This is a genomic window from Oscillospiraceae bacterium MB08-C2-2 (assembly GCA_035621215.1).
Classification (GTDB): domain Bacteria; phylum Bacillota; class Clostridia; order Oscillospirales; family Ruminococcaceae; genus WRAV01.
This window is the reverse complement of record CP141729.1, coordinates 1,054,985-1,070,557: the sequence shown is the minus strand read 5'-3', so window position 1 is coordinate 1,070,557 and position 15,573 is coordinate 1,054,985. Positions and strand designations below refer to the sequence as shown.

At 46.7% G+C, this 15,573-nt stretch carries 15 protein-coding genes; 3 read left to right on the top strand and 12 right to left on the bottom strand.

Features of this window, described 5'->3' with window-relative positions; genetic code table 11:
* Positions 1-59: 59 nt before the first annotated feature.
* From U6B65_04850 to U6B65_04805, 10 genes are all read right to left on the bottom strand, one after another.
* Positions 60-1,034 carry a tyrosine-type recombinase/integrase gene (locus U6B65_04850; protein WRS28464.1) on the bottom strand — a complete coding sequence of 325 codons (975 nt, stop codon included), beginning with the start codon at positions 1,032-1,034 and terminating at the stop codon, positions 60-62.
* A 113-nt stretch (positions 1,035-1,147) separates the two neighbouring features.
* Positions 1,148-1,339 carry a helix-turn-helix domain-containing protein gene (locus U6B65_04845; protein WRS28463.1) on the bottom strand — a complete coding sequence of 64 codons (192 nt, stop codon included), beginning with the start codon at positions 1,337-1,339 and terminating at the stop codon, positions 1,148-1,150.
* A gap of 165 nt (positions 1,340-1,504) precedes the next feature.
* Entirely contained in the window at positions 1,505-1,930 is a 426-nt protein-coding gene (locus U6B65_04840; GenBank protein WRS28462.1) for a hypothetical protein, read from the bottom strand.
* The gene (locus U6B65_04835; GenBank protein WRS28461.1) at positions 1,923-2,399 is read right to left on the bottom strand and encodes a hypothetical protein; all 477 of its coding nucleotides are present in this window, start codon (positions 2,397-2,399) and stop codon (positions 1,923-1,925) included. The genes U6B65_04840 and U6B65_04835 overlap by 8 nt, the downstream gene beginning before the upstream one ends.
* Positions 2,400-2,410: 11 nt before the next feature.
* Positions 2,411-3,634, bottom strand: a complete 1,224-nt coding sequence (locus U6B65_04830; protein WRS28460.1) for a S1 RNA-binding domain-containing protein — start codon at positions 3,632-3,634, stop codon at positions 2,411-2,413.
* 12 nt (positions 3,635-3,646) lie between these two features.
* Positions 3,647-5,617 (bottom strand): type IV secretory system conjugative DNA transfer family protein, encoded by a 1,971-nt coding sequence (locus U6B65_04825; GenBank protein ID WRS28459.1) that lies wholly within the window; start codon positions 5,615-5,617, stop codon positions 3,647-3,649.
* Positions 5,610-6,752, bottom strand: a complete 1,143-nt coding sequence (locus U6B65_04820) for a hypothetical protein (protein WRS28458.1) — start codon at positions 6,750-6,752, stop codon at positions 5,610-5,612. Before U6B65_04820 ends, U6B65_04825 begins: the two co-directional genes overlap by 8 nt.
* A 271-nt stretch (positions 6,753-7,023) precedes the next feature.
* Positions 7,024-7,470, bottom strand: coding sequence for a DUF6100 family protein (locus tag U6B65_04815; protein WRS28457.1), 447 nt, complete (start codon positions 7,468-7,470; stop codon positions 7,024-7,026).
* 50 nt (positions 7,471-7,520) lie between these two features.
* Positions 7,521-7,685, bottom strand: a complete 165-nt coding sequence (locus U6B65_04810; protein WRS28456.1) for a hypothetical protein — start codon at positions 7,683-7,685, stop codon at positions 7,521-7,523.
* Positions 7,682-8,236, bottom strand: coding sequence for a DUF5697 family protein (locus U6B65_04805; protein WRS28455.1), 555 nt, complete (start codon positions 8,234-8,236; stop codon positions 7,682-7,684). The genes U6B65_04810 and U6B65_04805 overlap by 4 nt, the downstream gene beginning before the upstream one ends.
* Positions 8,237-8,618: 382 nt before the next feature.
* On the opposite strand from U6B65_04805, the gene U6B65_04800 reads away from it, so the two are divergent.
* The 3 genes from U6B65_04800 (at position 8,619) to rsmH (ending at position 12,813) form a co-directional block, all read left to right on the top strand.
* Positions 8,619-9,809: an IS256 family transposase gene (locus U6B65_04800; protein ID WRS28454.1), complete on the top strand. Its 1,191-nt coding sequence runs from the start codon at positions 8,619-8,621 to the stop codon at positions 9,807-9,809.
* Positions 9,810-10,135: 326 nt separating this feature from the next.
* A complete protein-coding gene (locus U6B65_04795; protein WRS28453.1) occupies positions 10,136-11,599 on the top strand; it encodes a hypothetical protein in 1,464 nt (487 codons plus the stop codon).
* A 170-nt stretch (positions 11,600-11,769) separates the two neighbouring features.
* Complete coding sequence (gene rsmH / locus U6B65_04790; GenBank protein WRS28452.1) at positions 11,770-12,813, top strand: 16S rRNA (cytosine(1402)-N(4))-methyltransferase RsmH; 1,044 nt, start codon at positions 11,770-11,772, stop codon at positions 12,811-12,813.
* 146 nt (positions 12,814-12,959) lie between these two features.
* Here the strand turns inward: rsmH and U6B65_04785 are convergent, their stop codons facing one another.
* Together U6B65_04785 and U6B65_04780 are read right to left on the bottom strand one after the other, a co-directional pair.
* Positions 12,960-14,186: an IS256 family transposase gene (locus tag U6B65_04785; protein WRS28451.1), complete on the bottom strand. Its 1,227-nt coding sequence runs from the start codon at positions 14,184-14,186 to the stop codon at positions 12,960-12,962.
* A gap of 185 nt (positions 14,187-14,371) precedes the next feature.
* Complete coding sequence (locus U6B65_04780; GenBank protein WRS28450.1) at positions 14,372-15,562, bottom strand: IS256 family transposase; 1,191 nt, start codon at positions 15,560-15,562, stop codon at positions 14,372-14,374.
* Positions 15,563-15,573: the final 11 nt, after the last annotated feature.

Sequence of the window (15,573 nt, the reverse complement as noted above, 5' to 3'; positions counted from 1 at the left end):
AAAGGTACACGAAATGGGGCTAAAAGAAACTTTGAAGCCTTTCAGCCACCTCGCCCTGTTTATTTGGGTAAAGATGCGAATAGGTCTGCAAAGTGGTTTTTTATATCTTCATGGCCCAGCCGTTCACTAATCAACAATGGGGAGAACCCCATCTCAATCAGCAGGCTTGCGTGGCTATGGCGAAGGTCATGAATTCTGATAACCTTGACACCGCTTTTCTTACAGCCTCTGTTCATCTCATGTTTGAGATAATACTTTGTTACGTTGAGTAAGCGTTCATCCGGTTCGTAATCTACAAGTTTTTCAACGTAATACTTTATAAGGTCGCAGGCAAAAGGTGGCAAGGTAACTTTTCGTTTGCTTTTTGGTGTTTTCGGCTCGAGGATTAAATCCTCGTTGTCGAGCCGTGCGTAGTTTTTGTTGATAGACACTGTGTTCGCATCAAAGTCGAAGTCGTTTAAGGTCAGCGCAAGCATTTCTCCAGAGCGCATTCCAGACCAGAAAAGTAGATTGAAAATTGTAGTGGAAACAATCTTATCATCAACAGCCGCAACGAACTTCTTAAACTCATCCACCGTCCAAAACAACATACAGTCCGCATTTTTCTTTCCCATAGCCCCACAAATCCGGGCAGGGTTTTCCGGGAGCCTGTAGTATTTACAGGCAAAGTTAAAGATTGCGGAGACTTGGTTATGCACGGTTTTTAGATACGTTTCGCTATAACAGGTGGGATGCGAAATAAGTGTCGTTTGCCATTTCCCAATTGTAGTTGCGGATATCTTGTTGATTGGCGTATGCCCAAAGTAGGGCAATACATGGGCGCCGATTAGGAATTCTTTGTTTGAATAGGTTGTGGGTTTTAAGCGCGGCTTGCAATCCTCCATATATAGTTCAATGAGGGAAGAAAATAGCATGTCGCAAGAAGCATGCGCCTTACTTAAAAACTCTGTTTCGTACGCCTTCGCCTCTTTTTGCAACTTAAAGCCCATCTTTTTTTTTCTGAGTCTTTTTGCCTGTCCAATCAGTAAAAACAAATTTGCAATACCACAATCTGGTTTTTTCGTCCTTGTAGGTAGGCATTTGCACCTCCTTCTGCTACCACGAGTATATTGTAGCATTGCATATGTCTGAAGTACAAGCAGGATTACTATAAGTAAACATTTTCATAAAAATATTTAGAGGATATTTTACCTGCAATAGTGATTTTTCCGGATTTTTTCAAATCATCATTTAGATGTCGGATTATTCTGTAGGCGGTGCTCCTTGAAACATTTAGAATATCAGCGACATCATTTGCAGCTAGAAATTTTTTATCATGAGAAGGGTAGGTTGTTTTCATCAATACGCTCCTTTCCATTTGAAAAATGAGCTAATAAAACATTATCAATCCATAACAACAAATTGAGTACAGCACAGCCCTAGGAAACGATTATACGCAGCGGTACGCTCATCCGTGCGTAAGTCATGGCATACTGTGCTCAAGCCCGTATAGCTCCTAGTCATTCTATAATTTTTCAAGGTCCAGCGCCGCCAAAAATAATTCCAGCTCCTTATGCAGATATTCCAGAGCTGTCATAAAATCCAAAGCGCTACTGCCCAACGGGAATTGGATATTGGCGTAGGCATAAGGGCGGTCCATACATTCCTCCGTCCCCACCTTCAGATATTTGTCGCATCTCAGATGTGGAACATACCCTGCCTCATCCAGGCGTTTACGCTGTTCACCAGTAAGCGGGCAGCAGAACTCCAAAAATCCATACTTCGATGTAATTTTAAAGATAAAAACCACAGACTGCTTCTTTTCAAACAGTTCATTTTGCCGGATGGAAACATTGAAGCGGTTTGCTTCCGATACATAGTGATTGAGTGCACGCAGTTTCTGCGCCAGTGCGGCTTCCAGCTTTTCAATCATAGTGTTGTTGTTAAACATAGTCTGCCGCCTCTCTTTTAGCCCCGCCTGTTACAAACTGCATATACAGCGTATCCACCGCCTTGCGAAGCGTTTCGTAGAGTGTTTCTTCAAAAAATGGCGCATCCACGATGGCATAGACCAGAAATAGTCCGCTGCTTTCTGCAATGCCGCCTGTAACCACTGCGTTGCGGGTACTATAGATATTGCTCAGGTTAAACCGTGCCAACCCTTCCGAATCCAACGATGCAAGGTAGGCTTTTCTTGTTATGGGATAACAGCCTGTAAGGGTCACAAAGCCTGTTCTCTGCCTTTCAGTCACAATCATCGGAAGCGTTCTCCCATGCAAGGAGCTGTGCAGAACCTTGACGTGGATTTTCTCTGTATCCGGTGCCTTGCGGCATAGCTCAAACAGCTCGTTAAAAGCATGAATATCCATAAAAACAATGGGAGCGGGGATAATCCCCGCTCCGCTCCTTTCTGTGAACAACCGAGCCGCTATCAGTACCAGGTTCGGTTGTTGACTTTTTTCAGTATTTTCAGGATAGCGCCGGTGGGTACGCCGTCGTAAATGGCACGGACATAAAACTTGACCACATCATTCATTTCCATCAGCTCCCCCACATAATTGGACTTAATAGGGCAACGAATCTCCTGTGGAATGCCGGCTGCTTTCACATAGAATGCTGTATCTGAAAACCCCGATATGGTTCCGGTATAGGTGTTCTGTGTCTGAAGCCCTACCTGCGGCGCTTCCTCTGCCAGCCGCATGGAAGCGGTAATGGATACAGCTTCTCCGGTTTCATCATCCCGAATGACCTCCACGATCTCCACCGGCCGCTCTTCGCCAATGTGCAGAACCTCCCGGATGTCGTTCCCCCACAGGTTGGAAATGTCTCCGATATGCAGGTAGACCTCCATACCATAAATTTCAACGCGGGCTACGAAGCGGTCTACATAGAGAAGCTGGGCCAGACAACGCACACCCTCCCGGACACGGTATTCTCCGTTGGAGCTTTTGGCATTGAGAACCGTCCGGCGGCGCAGGTTCATAGCATCCCGGCGGCTGGCTCCGACCACCCGGTTTTCCATATCCACGCCGCGCACCATATAGTAAATCTTCGCGCCCAGCATGGCGCCAATGCGCAGCCGAGCGTCGATGTGGTCCGGCTCCTCTTCTCCCGAACGGAATCCCATTTCGTTAAATGGGATCATGACCTTGACCGGTCCCACATAAAAGACTGCCCGGGGCATGGTTCCTTCCTCTGCTTCAAAGCCATCCAATGTGGCGGAAAGGATGCGTCTGCCGTTCTGTGCGGCACTAAGCAGGGAAAGCTCCCGCTGGCCGTCTATGGGGCGGTGGTCCTGAATGACACGACCCTCGCCGTCCAGAAGCTCAACCTGCCGGGTTCGCCTCCTGCGCTTTACCGTTCCCGGTTCCTGTTCCGCGGAGGAAACAGCTTCATCATACAGCTCTTCTTCTGTGTCGGAAGTCTCCGCATCACCGATATCCAAAACGGATAGCTCCTCCACAGGTTCTTCCTGCCCTTGTTTCTCTTCTGCCTTTTTACGGCGTTTTTTGGACGGCTTTTCGGAGGCTTCTTCCTGTTCGGTGTATTCCTGCTCATTCGGCATGTCTCCCTCCCTCATCAAATCCTCCAGCGACGGTTCGGTCTGTTCCGGGAAATCCGACTCCTGCTCCAAAATGTTCTCCAGGTATTCCATAAGCTCCTCCTGTTATTTTGTTAAATCAGGACGCACGGTTTTCTGTGCCGAGACGTCATTTTGTGTTTCTGCCGTATCATAAAAGCTCAGCTGGCTGCCTGCTTCATGCTGCATCACCGCCTTTCCGTGTAAGCTTGCAGATGAACGGGGCTTTTTTCTGCCACTCTCTTTTAATGGTGTAGAGATTTTACGCTCAACAGGTTTCACTGTGCTTCGTACGGGAAACGGCTCTACGGTTCGAAACTTCCGACTTTCTGCATTTCGGGTATAATCAAATTTCTCCGCTTCCAGCACCTGTTCTCCCTTGAGAATGATCAGCATTTTTTCAGGCTCCAGCCGCAGAACCTCGTCGGGAGTCAGCAGCATACGCCGTCCTGCTCCCTCACTTTGGCGGTAGCTGGGTTCCAGATCAAAGGGCATAAACAGGCTTCGCTGCCGCATGGTGGTATCCACTCCGATGGTGATTTCGCCGGTGCGGTCGCTGATGAACTCCGCGGTCAGAGGGTCGGTACAGCCCAAAAACAAGATAGTGTCGGTATTGCCGATGATTTCGCTCCACAGGTTATCCGGATACCGGTTCTGCAATTGCCCGATGGACTGGCAGATAATTGCGATACGAATGTTGCGGCTTCGCACCGTACTGATTTTGATGTGAAACGAGTGAATGGCCCCTACCAGGTTGCAGAATTCATCTAAAATCAGGTTAACGCCCACCGGCAACTGCTTACCCGGACATTCATTGTCAGCATAGTGCACCAACCGCATAAAGAGCAGAGAGAAGAACATAGCGGAGATAAATCGCATGGTATTGTCCTGATCGGACAGCACTAAAAAATAGGCAGTTCTCTCTTTGCCAAGAGCAGTAAAATCCATGTCAGGATACGCCATCAGCTCTGCGATTTCCTCATGCTCCAGTACCTGCAGCCGTGCTCCCAGCCCAATCATCACGTTGCCCCGCACATTCTCGGATGCCATGGAAAAGAGGTTCCATTTCTGCCTTCCATGGGAATTCTCGGGCAAGACACAGAACTGCTCCGAAAGCTCGTCCGGGCTTTTGGCCGAAAGCAGTGTTTTGTAGGCTCTGCCAAGGCTGGGATATTCGTCGCTGCCGTTTTCCATTTGCAGAAAAATCAGGGCGGACAGCAGGTATCCCTCCGCCGTATCAAACAAGTAGTCTCCCGTGCTGCCGCCTGTGTTGGCTATCACCGCCTCCACAATCTGCGAAACCGCCAGCGGGTTTTGCAAAACGCCATCCAGTCCGTCAAACCGGTGACTCCGCTTTGGATTCACAAGATCGAGCGCCTTGACGGTATAGCCCATATCCTCCAGATAACCCCGGGTATCCGACAGCAGCTCAGATTTGGGATCGGTTACCACAAGGCTTTCGCCGGAAAGCGCACTGGCAATAATAGCGTTGCGGGCGTAGGCACGGTTTTTCATGGAACCGGATGCGCCCAATACTGCAATGTGTGGGTTGAGCCTGCTGTCCGGCTTGCGGCATACAAGTCTTCCGTCTCGGAGACCATAGATGATACCAGTTGCTGTATCAGCCTCCTCCATCGGCGTCAGCATAAACACCTCCTCCGTTCGTGCTTGTTCCATCCAGCCCGCTGTGCCGTAGGTGCCCTTGGTGCTGTAATAGAAGCGGCGCTTTTTGTCATACCGAAGGTGGTCCCGGCTGTCGCTTAGCAGATAGAAGAGTAGACCTGAAATCAGTACAAAGCAGAACAGCCCGCCAATTGCCTGTATCCCAAAGGGGGTAAATAGCATTACAAGGCATTTGAATGGATTGACACTGGGCAGGTGCAGCTCCTTTCCCGGCACCCACTGGTGCCGGTTGTTTAAGAACTGCGCCAGAATACCCGCCAGATAGAAAAACAGGAGGATCAGCACAAGGCCAATTCTCCTGTATGTTTTGTTATTCCATAGTTCCTTTGCCCTATTGAAAGGGAAGGAAAGCAATTTAGAGAAAAGCTTACGCATCTTGATCACCTCCCCAATAGTTGCTAAGCTGCGCATCCATATCACGAACCGTATCGTTGGTAACCGAAAGAATCTGCACCTGTTTGGATGCATCCCCGGTATACATGTCCATCAGTTCCCGGTAAAATGCTGTCTGCCAATCAAGACACAGAAGCTTTACGGGCTGGGGACGGTTTTGCAGCAGGCGGATCAGTCCCGCAAAGGCGGTCAGGTCGAAAGGAACGCCGATAAAGAGGGCTGTCCCGTCATCTCCATCTGCATACAGCGCATCCTGCCGCAGGGTGTATTCCTCATAGAGCTGTCCGGCCAGAAAAGAAGATACCGAATCCAGCCAGCCGGGATATCCCAAAAGGCGCAGAAGCGGCAGGCTGGCTGGCTGCACCGGCAGATAATACAGGGGGCGGCCAAGGTTTCTGGTGCTCAGGCAGGTACGGCCTGAAATTCTTGCCATACGTACCCGCTCCGGTTCAAATTCCTCCGCCAAAATTTTACGGGCTGCGGTGAATCCGGCACCCAGTACCAAAAGCGCTTCGCGGCAAGGTGGTAGATAGCCGGGAAACAGCCTTGGCAACAAGGATGTCAGCTTGTTTTCTCCAGTACTTTTGTACTCCAACGCAACATCCCGGCTGTGAAATACACGCAGCAGAGCATCCGGGGTGTACAAAACGCCGCAGGCCCTGGAATAGCGCAGGCCGGCGGCGTTCTTTCCTTCAAAATATCGCTTAATTTCTACCGAGGTGTAATAGCAGTTGACGGGTGAAGCACGTATGCTGCCGGATGAATGAGGCATATTTTGATACAGCTGCCTTTCTATCTCCTCCTCAAAAATTGGGGTCTGAGCAGGCAGGGCGGGTTTGGTTGTGGGATGTACGGTATATTCGCCAAGATGAAGCAGGGCGGCAGCATCCCCGGTTGCCATAGCGCGAACAGGAGCGCGCAGAAGCGTGTTGTTGTCCGCAAACAGGCAGCGAGGGTAACGTGAACTGTTTGAAGCATGGAGCATTTCCCGTCCTGCATCAAGAAGAGCGTAGTGCTTGTCCGCTCCTTTGCCGGTACAGCGAATGAGGCCGTCATCAATCATGTATCTTAGACGGTCATTCACCTTGACGTAGCTGTATGGCAGCAGGTGAAGCACTTGTCTGGATAAACAGCCACCGAGGAATAACAGCTCTAAAATGGCAGGGGCAACAATTGGGTTTCGTCCGATAAACTCACCTCCCGAAGGCTTGTTTAGAACGCTCTATCATCCGATAGAGTGTTCTAAACCTGTCTGATTGTTCAAAGATAAAACCCTGATTCGTTGCGCTATCAGGCATGTTTATTCGGTAAAAAAACTAGCTTCGCTGAAAAGATGGATTTTTTACCGAAAACGTCTATGCTTTTTTACCGAAAGAAATGTTACTTTTTCAATACTCATTGCTTATATAATTTTGAAAAGCCGACAGCGCCATTACCCGAATTTCAGTATAGGTCGAGGTATCAGGTACTACACCGTGAAAGCACACATAGCTGCGCGGGTCGTCGTCCCACAGCAGGCGGCGGGCAAGGGTGTTGAGTACACAGCGGTATTCCAGATTGTCATAATCCCTTACCTGCCTGCTGTTCCACTGTCCGGAGCTGTAATGGTAAAGAAATACCACGGCGCACCGCTCTGTAAATAAGGGTGCGCAAAGCCCTTTTTGTACCTGCCACTGCCCCAGTGCATGGTTCAGCTTTTCATGGAGGTAGTACACGTTCCCTTTTGCCGGGAACGGCAGCAGGCCGTCCATTTTGATGACCAGCGTGCCATTCGTTTTCGCCAGTTCTACGCCGGATACATCCGGCAGTGGAAGATACGCCGGGGCAAGTCCCATAGCCTCCAATCCCGCGTGTAGCTCCAGAAGCGCTGCACGGCTTTCCTTTGTCAGCAGCTCAATATTTCGGGCAATACCGGCGAGCGCATTATAAACTGCCTGCGATTTTCTCCACCTTCCATCAGGTCAATGGTTTCAAGATACCTATGTATGCGCCGGAGCCGGTTTTTGGTGTTCTCCTGCAGCAAATCCATTGTAATTTTTGTTATGTTCATAGGCCTTCCTCCCGTGGTGTGTAGTAGGTGATTTCTCCGATTGTGCTTACTACGGCAAAGGCACGAAGCTTTTTATCGTGAATCAGCGGCAGTTGTCCGGTGTCTTCCAGCACCGCGATATACCGGGTATCACCCCCTTTCTTCATATTTTCCATACAAAGCCGTTCTTCTCCGTTGGCCACATAGACAATACTGTAATCCTGACCGGCGATCTCTATTGAGATTCGTGTAAAGCTGCCAGTGGCAAAGTGGCGCTCCACCTGATCGAAATAGTCCAGTAGTACCCAGAAGCAGGCAATTTGTGCGGCATAGCGCCCCACTGGCTGCAGCTCCTTTTGCTGTGCCAGATATTTAATACCGCTTAGCTCCAGCTCATGAATATGCCATTGCCTGCAAAGTGCACGAAACAGCTTGTGACGATTGTTTTTGGAAAGGCCGGCGTGTCGTTTGAGCAATACATATAGCTGTGTTCCTTGCAGAATGGAGTATTTCTGCACTAGCTGCCAGCAGTATTCCATTGTGATTTGATACGGGCCTTTTCCTCCTTCCAATGTACATACCTCCTAGTTCAATATTTAGGCGCGTAAGTGCGAACACTTACGCGCCTAAGCTATGGTATTTACACACCTGACACTGCTTTTATATATGGTAAGGCGCGTAAACTAAGATAGTTACGCGCCTTACTTAAAACTCAATCTTGTGAATAAAAGACTGAATTTCTGTGTATCTTTTTATCAGAGGGTTTTATTCATGAGGTAATTGCCTCCGCAGCCACTTTTTCCTCTAGAGTGATTTCTTTGAATGAAACGGCAGCCACTCCTGTAAAAGATGCGATAAGGTACAATAAGTTTCGCAAATAAGAAAAGGACAAGGTTTAAGTCTCTGGTAAAATGGGAGTAACGACACCACCATTTTGAAAGGAGACAGAAAACCATGTCCGAGAAAATTGTACAACTAAACGAGGAAGTAATCAAGGTAGAAATCCGGGAACTGGTGCGCAATAGCGTGGAGGAAACACTCAATGGGTTGTTGGAGCAGGAAGCACAGCAACTGACCAATGCCGCGAAATATGAACGCAGTGAGGGTCGACAGGGCTACCGCAGCGGGCACTACAACCGGAATCTGACAACAACGTCAGGGGATGTGGAGCTGAAAATGCCGAAGCTGAAAGGAGTGTCCTTTGAGACAGCGATTATTGAGCGGTACCGCCGCCGGGAAAGCAGCGTAGAAGAAGCATTGATTGAGATGTATCTGGCCGGGGTATCAGTACGGCGAGTAGAGGATATTACAGAGGCATTGTGGGGAAGCAAGGTGTCACCAGCCACGATCAGCGAACTGAACAAGAAAGCGTATGTCCACATTGAAGATTGGCGGGGTCGCCCCTTGCAAGGCGGGAAATACCCATATGTCTATGTGGACGGCATCTACCTTCGCCGCAACTGGGGCGGAGAATATGAGAATGTGGCTATCCTCGTAGCCATCGCAGTCAATGAGGACGGCTACCGGGAGGTGATTGGCGCCGCTGAAGGGATGAAAGAGGATAAAGCAAGTTGGGTGTCCTTCTTCCAATGGCTGAAAATCCGTGGACTTTCTGGTGTCAAGCTCATTGTGGGTGACAAATGTCTGGGTATGCTGGAGGCCGTCTATGAAGTGTTTCCCGACGTCAAATACCAGCGCTGCACCGTGCATTTCTACCGTAATGTATTCTCTGTTACCCCTCGCTCCAAGGTGAAGCTGGTAGCGAAAATGCTTAAGGCTATCCATGCGCAGGAAAGCAAAAAAGCGGCACGGGAGAAGGCGAAAGCCGTTGTGCAAGAACTGCACGCCATGAAGCTGACCCAAGCGGCCAGAAAAGTGGAGGATAGCATTGATGAGACGCTTACCTATGCCGATTTCCCACCCGAACATTGGACACGAATTCGCACGAACAACGTCATCGAACGCCTTAACCGTGAAATCCGTCGCCGTACAAGGGTGGTCGGCGCATTTCCTGATGGAAACTCCGCTCTGATGCTCGTCTGCGCACGTTTGCGCCATGTCGCCGGTACTCAGTGGGGTAACAAGAAATACATGAACATGAAGCATCTTGCTGCTGCAGCAGACGATGCTTTGATCGCTGGTTAATCCCACATTATCAGAGGCTCAAAACCAATTTGCGAAAAACTATTGACACTACCAAAGATGCTAAAAAGGTATGTCTTGGTTATTCCAAGGATAAAAAATATTTTTTCCCTACTATAAAAAGGAACTTCGCCTTGTATGAAAAGCTGGAGTTCCTTTTGATTTTGTTGAAAAATATGTGTATAATGTATGTGGATTATATTTGATTTGATTGGTAATATCTTATCAGGTTAATAATCTCTTGAATTAGTCATACTGCGGAATTGGTTAGAGGTTTGGTTATGGCTATAATCGGTAGTAGTATTATGTAAGAATCATGAGGTGATAATATGCAATTGCAAAATCTTTATTTTGGTAAAAATGATGGGAAAGAGGAAGCTGCATATAACCAAAACTTTGAGCAATACTTTTTTAACTATGATGATAATTATCAGAAGATTCTTCAGCCGGACAAGTTCCTTCTTTTGGGGCGCAAGGGCAGTGGTAAATCCATGCTTTCTGAATATATTCAAAAAAAAGCAAAACTAAGCAATGCTCCTTGGATGTGTGAAATTGTTTCATATAAAGATTTCAAATTTACAGAACTTCAGATATTAAAAACCAAAGATGAAGAATATCCAAATGAATATACTGAAATATGGCATTGGCTGATACTTATATGTATATCTAAAATGCTTTTACAAGATCAAAAACTTCAATCCAGCTCTGAGTACAATAGTCTCAATAATTTTTTCTTAAAGAATTATACATCAATTAAGATAACTGCAAATAAAATTGTACAAATTACGAAATCAAATGAAGTTGAAGGCGGTTTTTTAAAAGATTTTTTTTCTTTGGGAGGGAAACACGGCTCAGAATCAATTAGTGAAAAAGGTTCATATTTAGAGTACATAGAAAACTTAGAGAGTATTGTACTTAGTCTTTTATCACAAACAAATACTCGTCTGACTTTGATTTTTGATGAACTAGATGATCGATTTAGAAACAATGTTGAATATAAATCTATACTTATAAGCCTTCTGAAAATCACCGCAAAGCTTAATAGGCAGTTTTTTTCAAACGGTCTTGATTGTAAGCTTATCACTTTGGTTCGTACGGATATAATGGATGTGCTAAATGATGGGGATCTAAATAAAATATGTATTGATGCAGGAGTTCGCATAGATTGGGGAAACTCAGTTGACAAATTTTCACCATTGATGCAAATGATCTATAATAAGATTAGGAAATCAATAAAGAATATGTCTGGTAAAAGTGACAACGATATTTATTATTCTTTATTTCCAGAAAACATAAATGGTAGGAAGACTGAAGAATTTATTCTAGGTAGGACTTTTTTTCGTCCGCGCGATATAGTCACCTACTGTAACTTCATTGTTTCTGATAGGGACTTTTCGCATTCTGACCGGTTTATATGGTTTCACTTTGTACAGAAAGAAGAGGATTATTCGCGTTATTTCTTACAAGAAATTAAAAACGAATTATGTGGACATTATGATGACCCTGTTATTACACAAATGTTTAAGTTATTGGCCCAATTAAGAAAAGTCGAATTTGAATATTCAGATGTCGAAGAGTTCTATGCAAAACATCACACTCGCCTGTTCCCAGATATAGAATTAAACACAACTTTGGATGCACTATATATTTTTGGGGCAATAGGTAACAAATGGTTTAACGAATATAAGCAGCGAGATTTTTATTCGTGGAATTATAGAAAAGAAGCGGAAATTGATTTTGACAAACGGTTCGTGGTGCATTTAGGGTTAAGAAAAGCCCTAGGATTGTCATGACTATTTGCATTATTTCTTCATGCTTGGTTATCCATATAATCGATAACAGATTTCTCCTCCCGAAAATGCGGACGCATTCATTACTGCAATAAAAGAGCAGCCTCAATAAGAGAGGATTTATTTTTGTCGGCACATCATTCTAAATATTAATAACAACAGCGAGGTAGAAAATGAATAATTCGGTTCCGCACAAGCGCCGGACAAGGTATCAAGGAACGCACCCTAAGAATTTTAGTGAAAAATACAAAGAGCTAGAACCCGATAAATATGGTGAAACGATAGAGAAAATCATTCAAAAGGGCAACACACCTGCCGGAATGCATATTTCGATTTGTGTAGAAGAAATACTGGAAATCTTACAAATACAACCGGGGCAAACCGGCTTGGATGCAACTTTTGGATATGGTGGCCATACAGTAGAAATGCTGAAACGCCTTAACGCTAATGGACGTTTATATGCTCTTGATGTAGACCCGATTGAAATTGTTAAAACAAAGAATCGTCTGAATAAGCTGGGCTATGGCTCGGAGATATTAACGGTTAAGCAGATGAATTTTGCAAATATAGATAGGGCGGTAACTCCGGGTAGTCTCGATTTTGTACTTGCTGATTTAGGCGTGTCTTCCATGCAAATAGATAATCCAGAAAGAGGCTTTACCTATAAGCGCGAAGGCCCGTTAGACTTGCGTTTAAACCCTGAAGATGGCTATACTGCAGCTGATCGTCTAAGAACGATTTCTCAATACGAATTAGAAGAAATTTTAACCAAAAATGCAGACGAGCCTTATGCAAGGGAAATCTCGATTGCGATTGTTTCCAAGATTAAAAAAGGGTTGGATGTCACAACTACAACGGTACTCCGTGAAATAATCAATGAAACTTTAAGTTTTATACCGGCAAAACAGCGTAAGGACGCAGTCAACAAATCGAGTCAAAGAACCTTTCAAGCATTAAGGATTGATATAAATCGTGAATTTGATGTTTTATCTGAATTTTTGGAAAAGCTTCCTCATGTTCTAAAAACAGGTGGGCGCGTAGCCATACTAACATTTCATTCAGGCGAGGATCGTCTTGTTAAAAAATCCTTTAAGGCTTTATTAAATCAAGGTATTTATAGCGATGTGGCAAGAAATGTCATTAGAGCATCAGCAGCAGAGTGCAGGGAAAATCCTCGTGCACGCTCCGCAAAACTGCGATGGGCTGTTAAAGCTTAGAAAAACACCTCAAGCGAAGATTGTTGGTCATTGGTTAGCCTTGTGGTATCCATATAATGAAATTTTCTATGCAAGGGTATTCATTTCTCCGATTAAACGGGCAGTGCGTAAAAAAATGTGTAAAGTCCGAAGTCAGGAATTTGAAATCAGAGGGTGACGGGCACCCTATCCTCGAAATAAATCATAAGATGATCTAAAATGGTACCCCAATTTCGAATAGGCATGGTCCATTTCCCGGTGACGTTCATAGTGGCCAGATAAAGAATTTTCATGAGCGCATCATCGGAAACGAAGGCGCTCTTGGTCTTTGTCACCTTGCGCAGCTGCCGGTCGAAATTCTCGATGGCATTGGTGGTGTAGATGAGCGTGCGAATCTCAGCGGGGTATTTGAACATGGTGGAAAGCTCGGGCCAGTTGATCCGCCAGCTCTTGATGCCCAGGGCGTATTTTGAGCCCCATTTGGTTTCTAGCTCGTCCAGCGCTGTCAGGGCGGATTCCTCCGTTGCAGCCTTGTAAATGGGCTTCAAATCAGCCGAGAATTCCTTGACATCCTTGTAGCTTACATACCGGGTTGAGGCACGAATCTGGTGTATGATACAGCGCTGAATTTCGGTCTGTGGGAACGTGGCATGGATGGCTTCAACAAACCCGGAAAACCCGTCCACAGATGCAATCAGGATATCTTTTACGCCGCGATTCTTGAGGCCGGTCAGCACATTCAGCCAATATTTTGCCGACTCCGTTGCTCCAAGCCAGATGCCCAGAACATCCTTTTTTCCTTCCAAATCCGTACCAATGGCGACATATGCGGCCTTTTTCGTAACAATGCCGTTTTCACGAACGCTGTAGTGCACCGCATCCAGTATCACCATGGCATACACGCTCTGTAAGGGGCGCTCCTGCCACTCTCGGATCACCGGCAGCAGCTTGTCCGTGATCTTGCTGACCCGGCTGTCATCCACTTCTATACCGTACATCTCACGCATGGTTTTTTGGATGTCCCGAGTGGAAACCCCTTGAGAATACAGAAAGATAACCTTGTCCTCAATGGCCGATACATCCGTCTGGTGCTTTTTTACCAGCTGCGGCTCAAATTCGCCTTTTCGGTCGCGGGGGACGCTGATTTCCAGCTCGCCCAGGCTGCCCTGTACGGTCTTCTGGGAATACCCGTTTCGACTGTTGTCCGTTTCCTTGTTCTTGTAGTCGTATTTTGAGTAACCTAACTCACTTTCCAGCTCCGCATCCAGCGCCGTCTGGATCGTCTCACCGGTGAGCATCTTCACGAAGTTGTGAACATCCTCCATTGTTTTGACCCCGTACTCTTCCATTAGTTCCCGCAGCTTGCTGTTGTCCCTGCGTTCTTTTCTTGCCATAATACGAAACCTCCAAAGTCATAGTTTTATTCTACCTGACTTCGGAGGTTTACACAATATTCTGGACACTACCCCTTATTCCATTACAGGCTGCAAACTAATTTGCGCATAATTCTTGACACTACCTGATTAGGTAGTGTCAATAGTTTTTCGCAAATTGGTTTTGAGCCTCTGATAATGTGGGATTAACCAGCGATCAAAGCATCGTCTGCTGCAGCAGCAAGATGCTTCATGTTCATGTATTTCTTGTTACCCCACTGAGTACCGGCGACATGGCGCAAACGTGCGCAGACGAGCATCAGAGCGGAGTTTCCATCAGGAAATGCGCCGACCACCCTTGTACGGCGACGGATTTCACGGTTAAGGCGTTCGATGACGTTGTTCGTGCGAATTCGTGTCCAATGTTCGGGTGGGAAATCGGCATAGGTAAGCGTCTCATCAATGCTATCCTCCACTTTTCTGGCCGCTTGGGTCAGCTTCATGGCGTGCAGTTCTTGCACAACGGCTTTCGCCTTCTCCCGTGCCGCTTTTTTGCTTTCCTGCGCATGGATAGCCTTAAGCATTTTCGCTACCAGCTTCACCTTGGAGCGAGGGGTAACAGAGAATACATTACGGTAGAAATGCACGGTGCAGCGCTGGTATTTGACGTCGGGAAACACTTCATAGACGGCCTCCAGCATACCCAGACATTTGTCACCCACAATGAGCTTGACACCAGAAAGTCCACGGATTTTCAGCCATTGGAAGAAGGACACCCAACTTGCTTTATCCTCTTTCATCCCTTCAGCGGCGCCAATCACCTCCCGGTAGCCGTCCTCATTGACTGCGATGGCTACGAGGATAGCCACATTCTCATATTCTCCGCCCCAGTTGCGGCGAAGGTAGATGCCGTCCACATAGACATATGGGTATTTCCCGCCTTGCAAGGGGCGACCCCGCCAATCTTCAATGTGGACATACGCTTTCTTGTTCAGTTCGCTGATCGTGGCTGGTGACACCTTGCTTCCCCACAATGCCTCTGTAATATCCTCTACTCGCCGTACTGATACCCCGGCCAGATACATCTCAATCAATGCTTCTTCTACGCTGCTTTCCCGGCGGCGGTACCGCTCAATAATCGCTGTCTCAAAGGACACTCCTTTCAGCTTCGGCATTTTCAGCTCCACATCCCCTGACGTTGTTGTCAGATTCCGGTTGTAGTGCCCGCTGCGGTAGCCCTGTCGACCCTCACTGCGTTCATATTTCGCGGCATTGGTCAGTTGCTGTGCTTCCTGCTCCAACAACCCATTGAGTGTTTCCTCCACGCTATTGCGCACCAGTTCCCGGATTTCTACCTTGATTACTTCCTCGTTTAGTTGTACAATTTTCTCGGACATGGTTTTCTGTC

Excerpts from the sequence above, each read along its gene's own strand:
- U6B65_04810 (WRS28456.1), bottom strand. The coding sequence starts at position 7,685 with ATGAACATAACAAAAATTACAATGGATTTGCTGCAGGAGAACACCAAA.
- U6B65_04825 (WRS28459.1), bottom strand. The coding sequence starts at position 5,617 with ATGCGTAAGCTTTTCTCTAAATTGCTTTCCTTCCCTTTCAATAGGGCA.
- U6B65_04800 (WRS28454.1), top strand. The coding sequence starts at position 8,619 with ATGTCCGAGAAAATTGTACAACTAAACGAGGAAGTAATCAAGGTAGAA.
- U6B65_04845 (WRS28463.1), bottom strand. The coding sequence starts at position 1,339 with ATGAAAACAACCTACCCTTCTCATGATAAAAAATTTCTAGCTGCAAAT.
- rsmH (WRS28452.1), top strand. The coding sequence starts at position 11,770 with ATGAATAATTCGGTTCCGCACAAGCGCCGGACAAGGTATCAAGGAACG.
- U6B65_04785 (WRS28451.1), bottom strand. The coding sequence starts at position 14,186 with ATGGCAAGAAAAGAACGCAGGGACAACAGCAAGCTGCGGGAACTAATG.
- U6B65_04795 (WRS28453.1), top strand. The coding sequence starts at position 10,136 with ATGCAATTGCAAAATCTTTATTTTGGTAAAAATGATGGGAAAGAGGAA.
- U6B65_04830 (WRS28460.1), bottom strand. The coding sequence starts at position 3,634 with ATGGAATACCTGGAGAACATTTTGGAGCAGGAGTCGGATTTCCCGGAA.
- U6B65_04840 (WRS28462.1), bottom strand. The coding sequence starts at position 1,930 with ATGTTTAACAACAACACTATGATTGAAAAGCTGGAAGCCGCACTGGCG.
- U6B65_04815 (WRS28457.1), bottom strand. The coding sequence starts at position 7,470 with ATGGGACTTGCCCCGGCGTATCTTCCACTGCCGGATGTATCCGGCGTA.
- U6B65_04780 (WRS28450.1), bottom strand. The coding sequence starts at position 15,562 with ATGTCCGAGAAAATTGTACAACTAAACGAGGAAGTAATCAAGGTAGAA.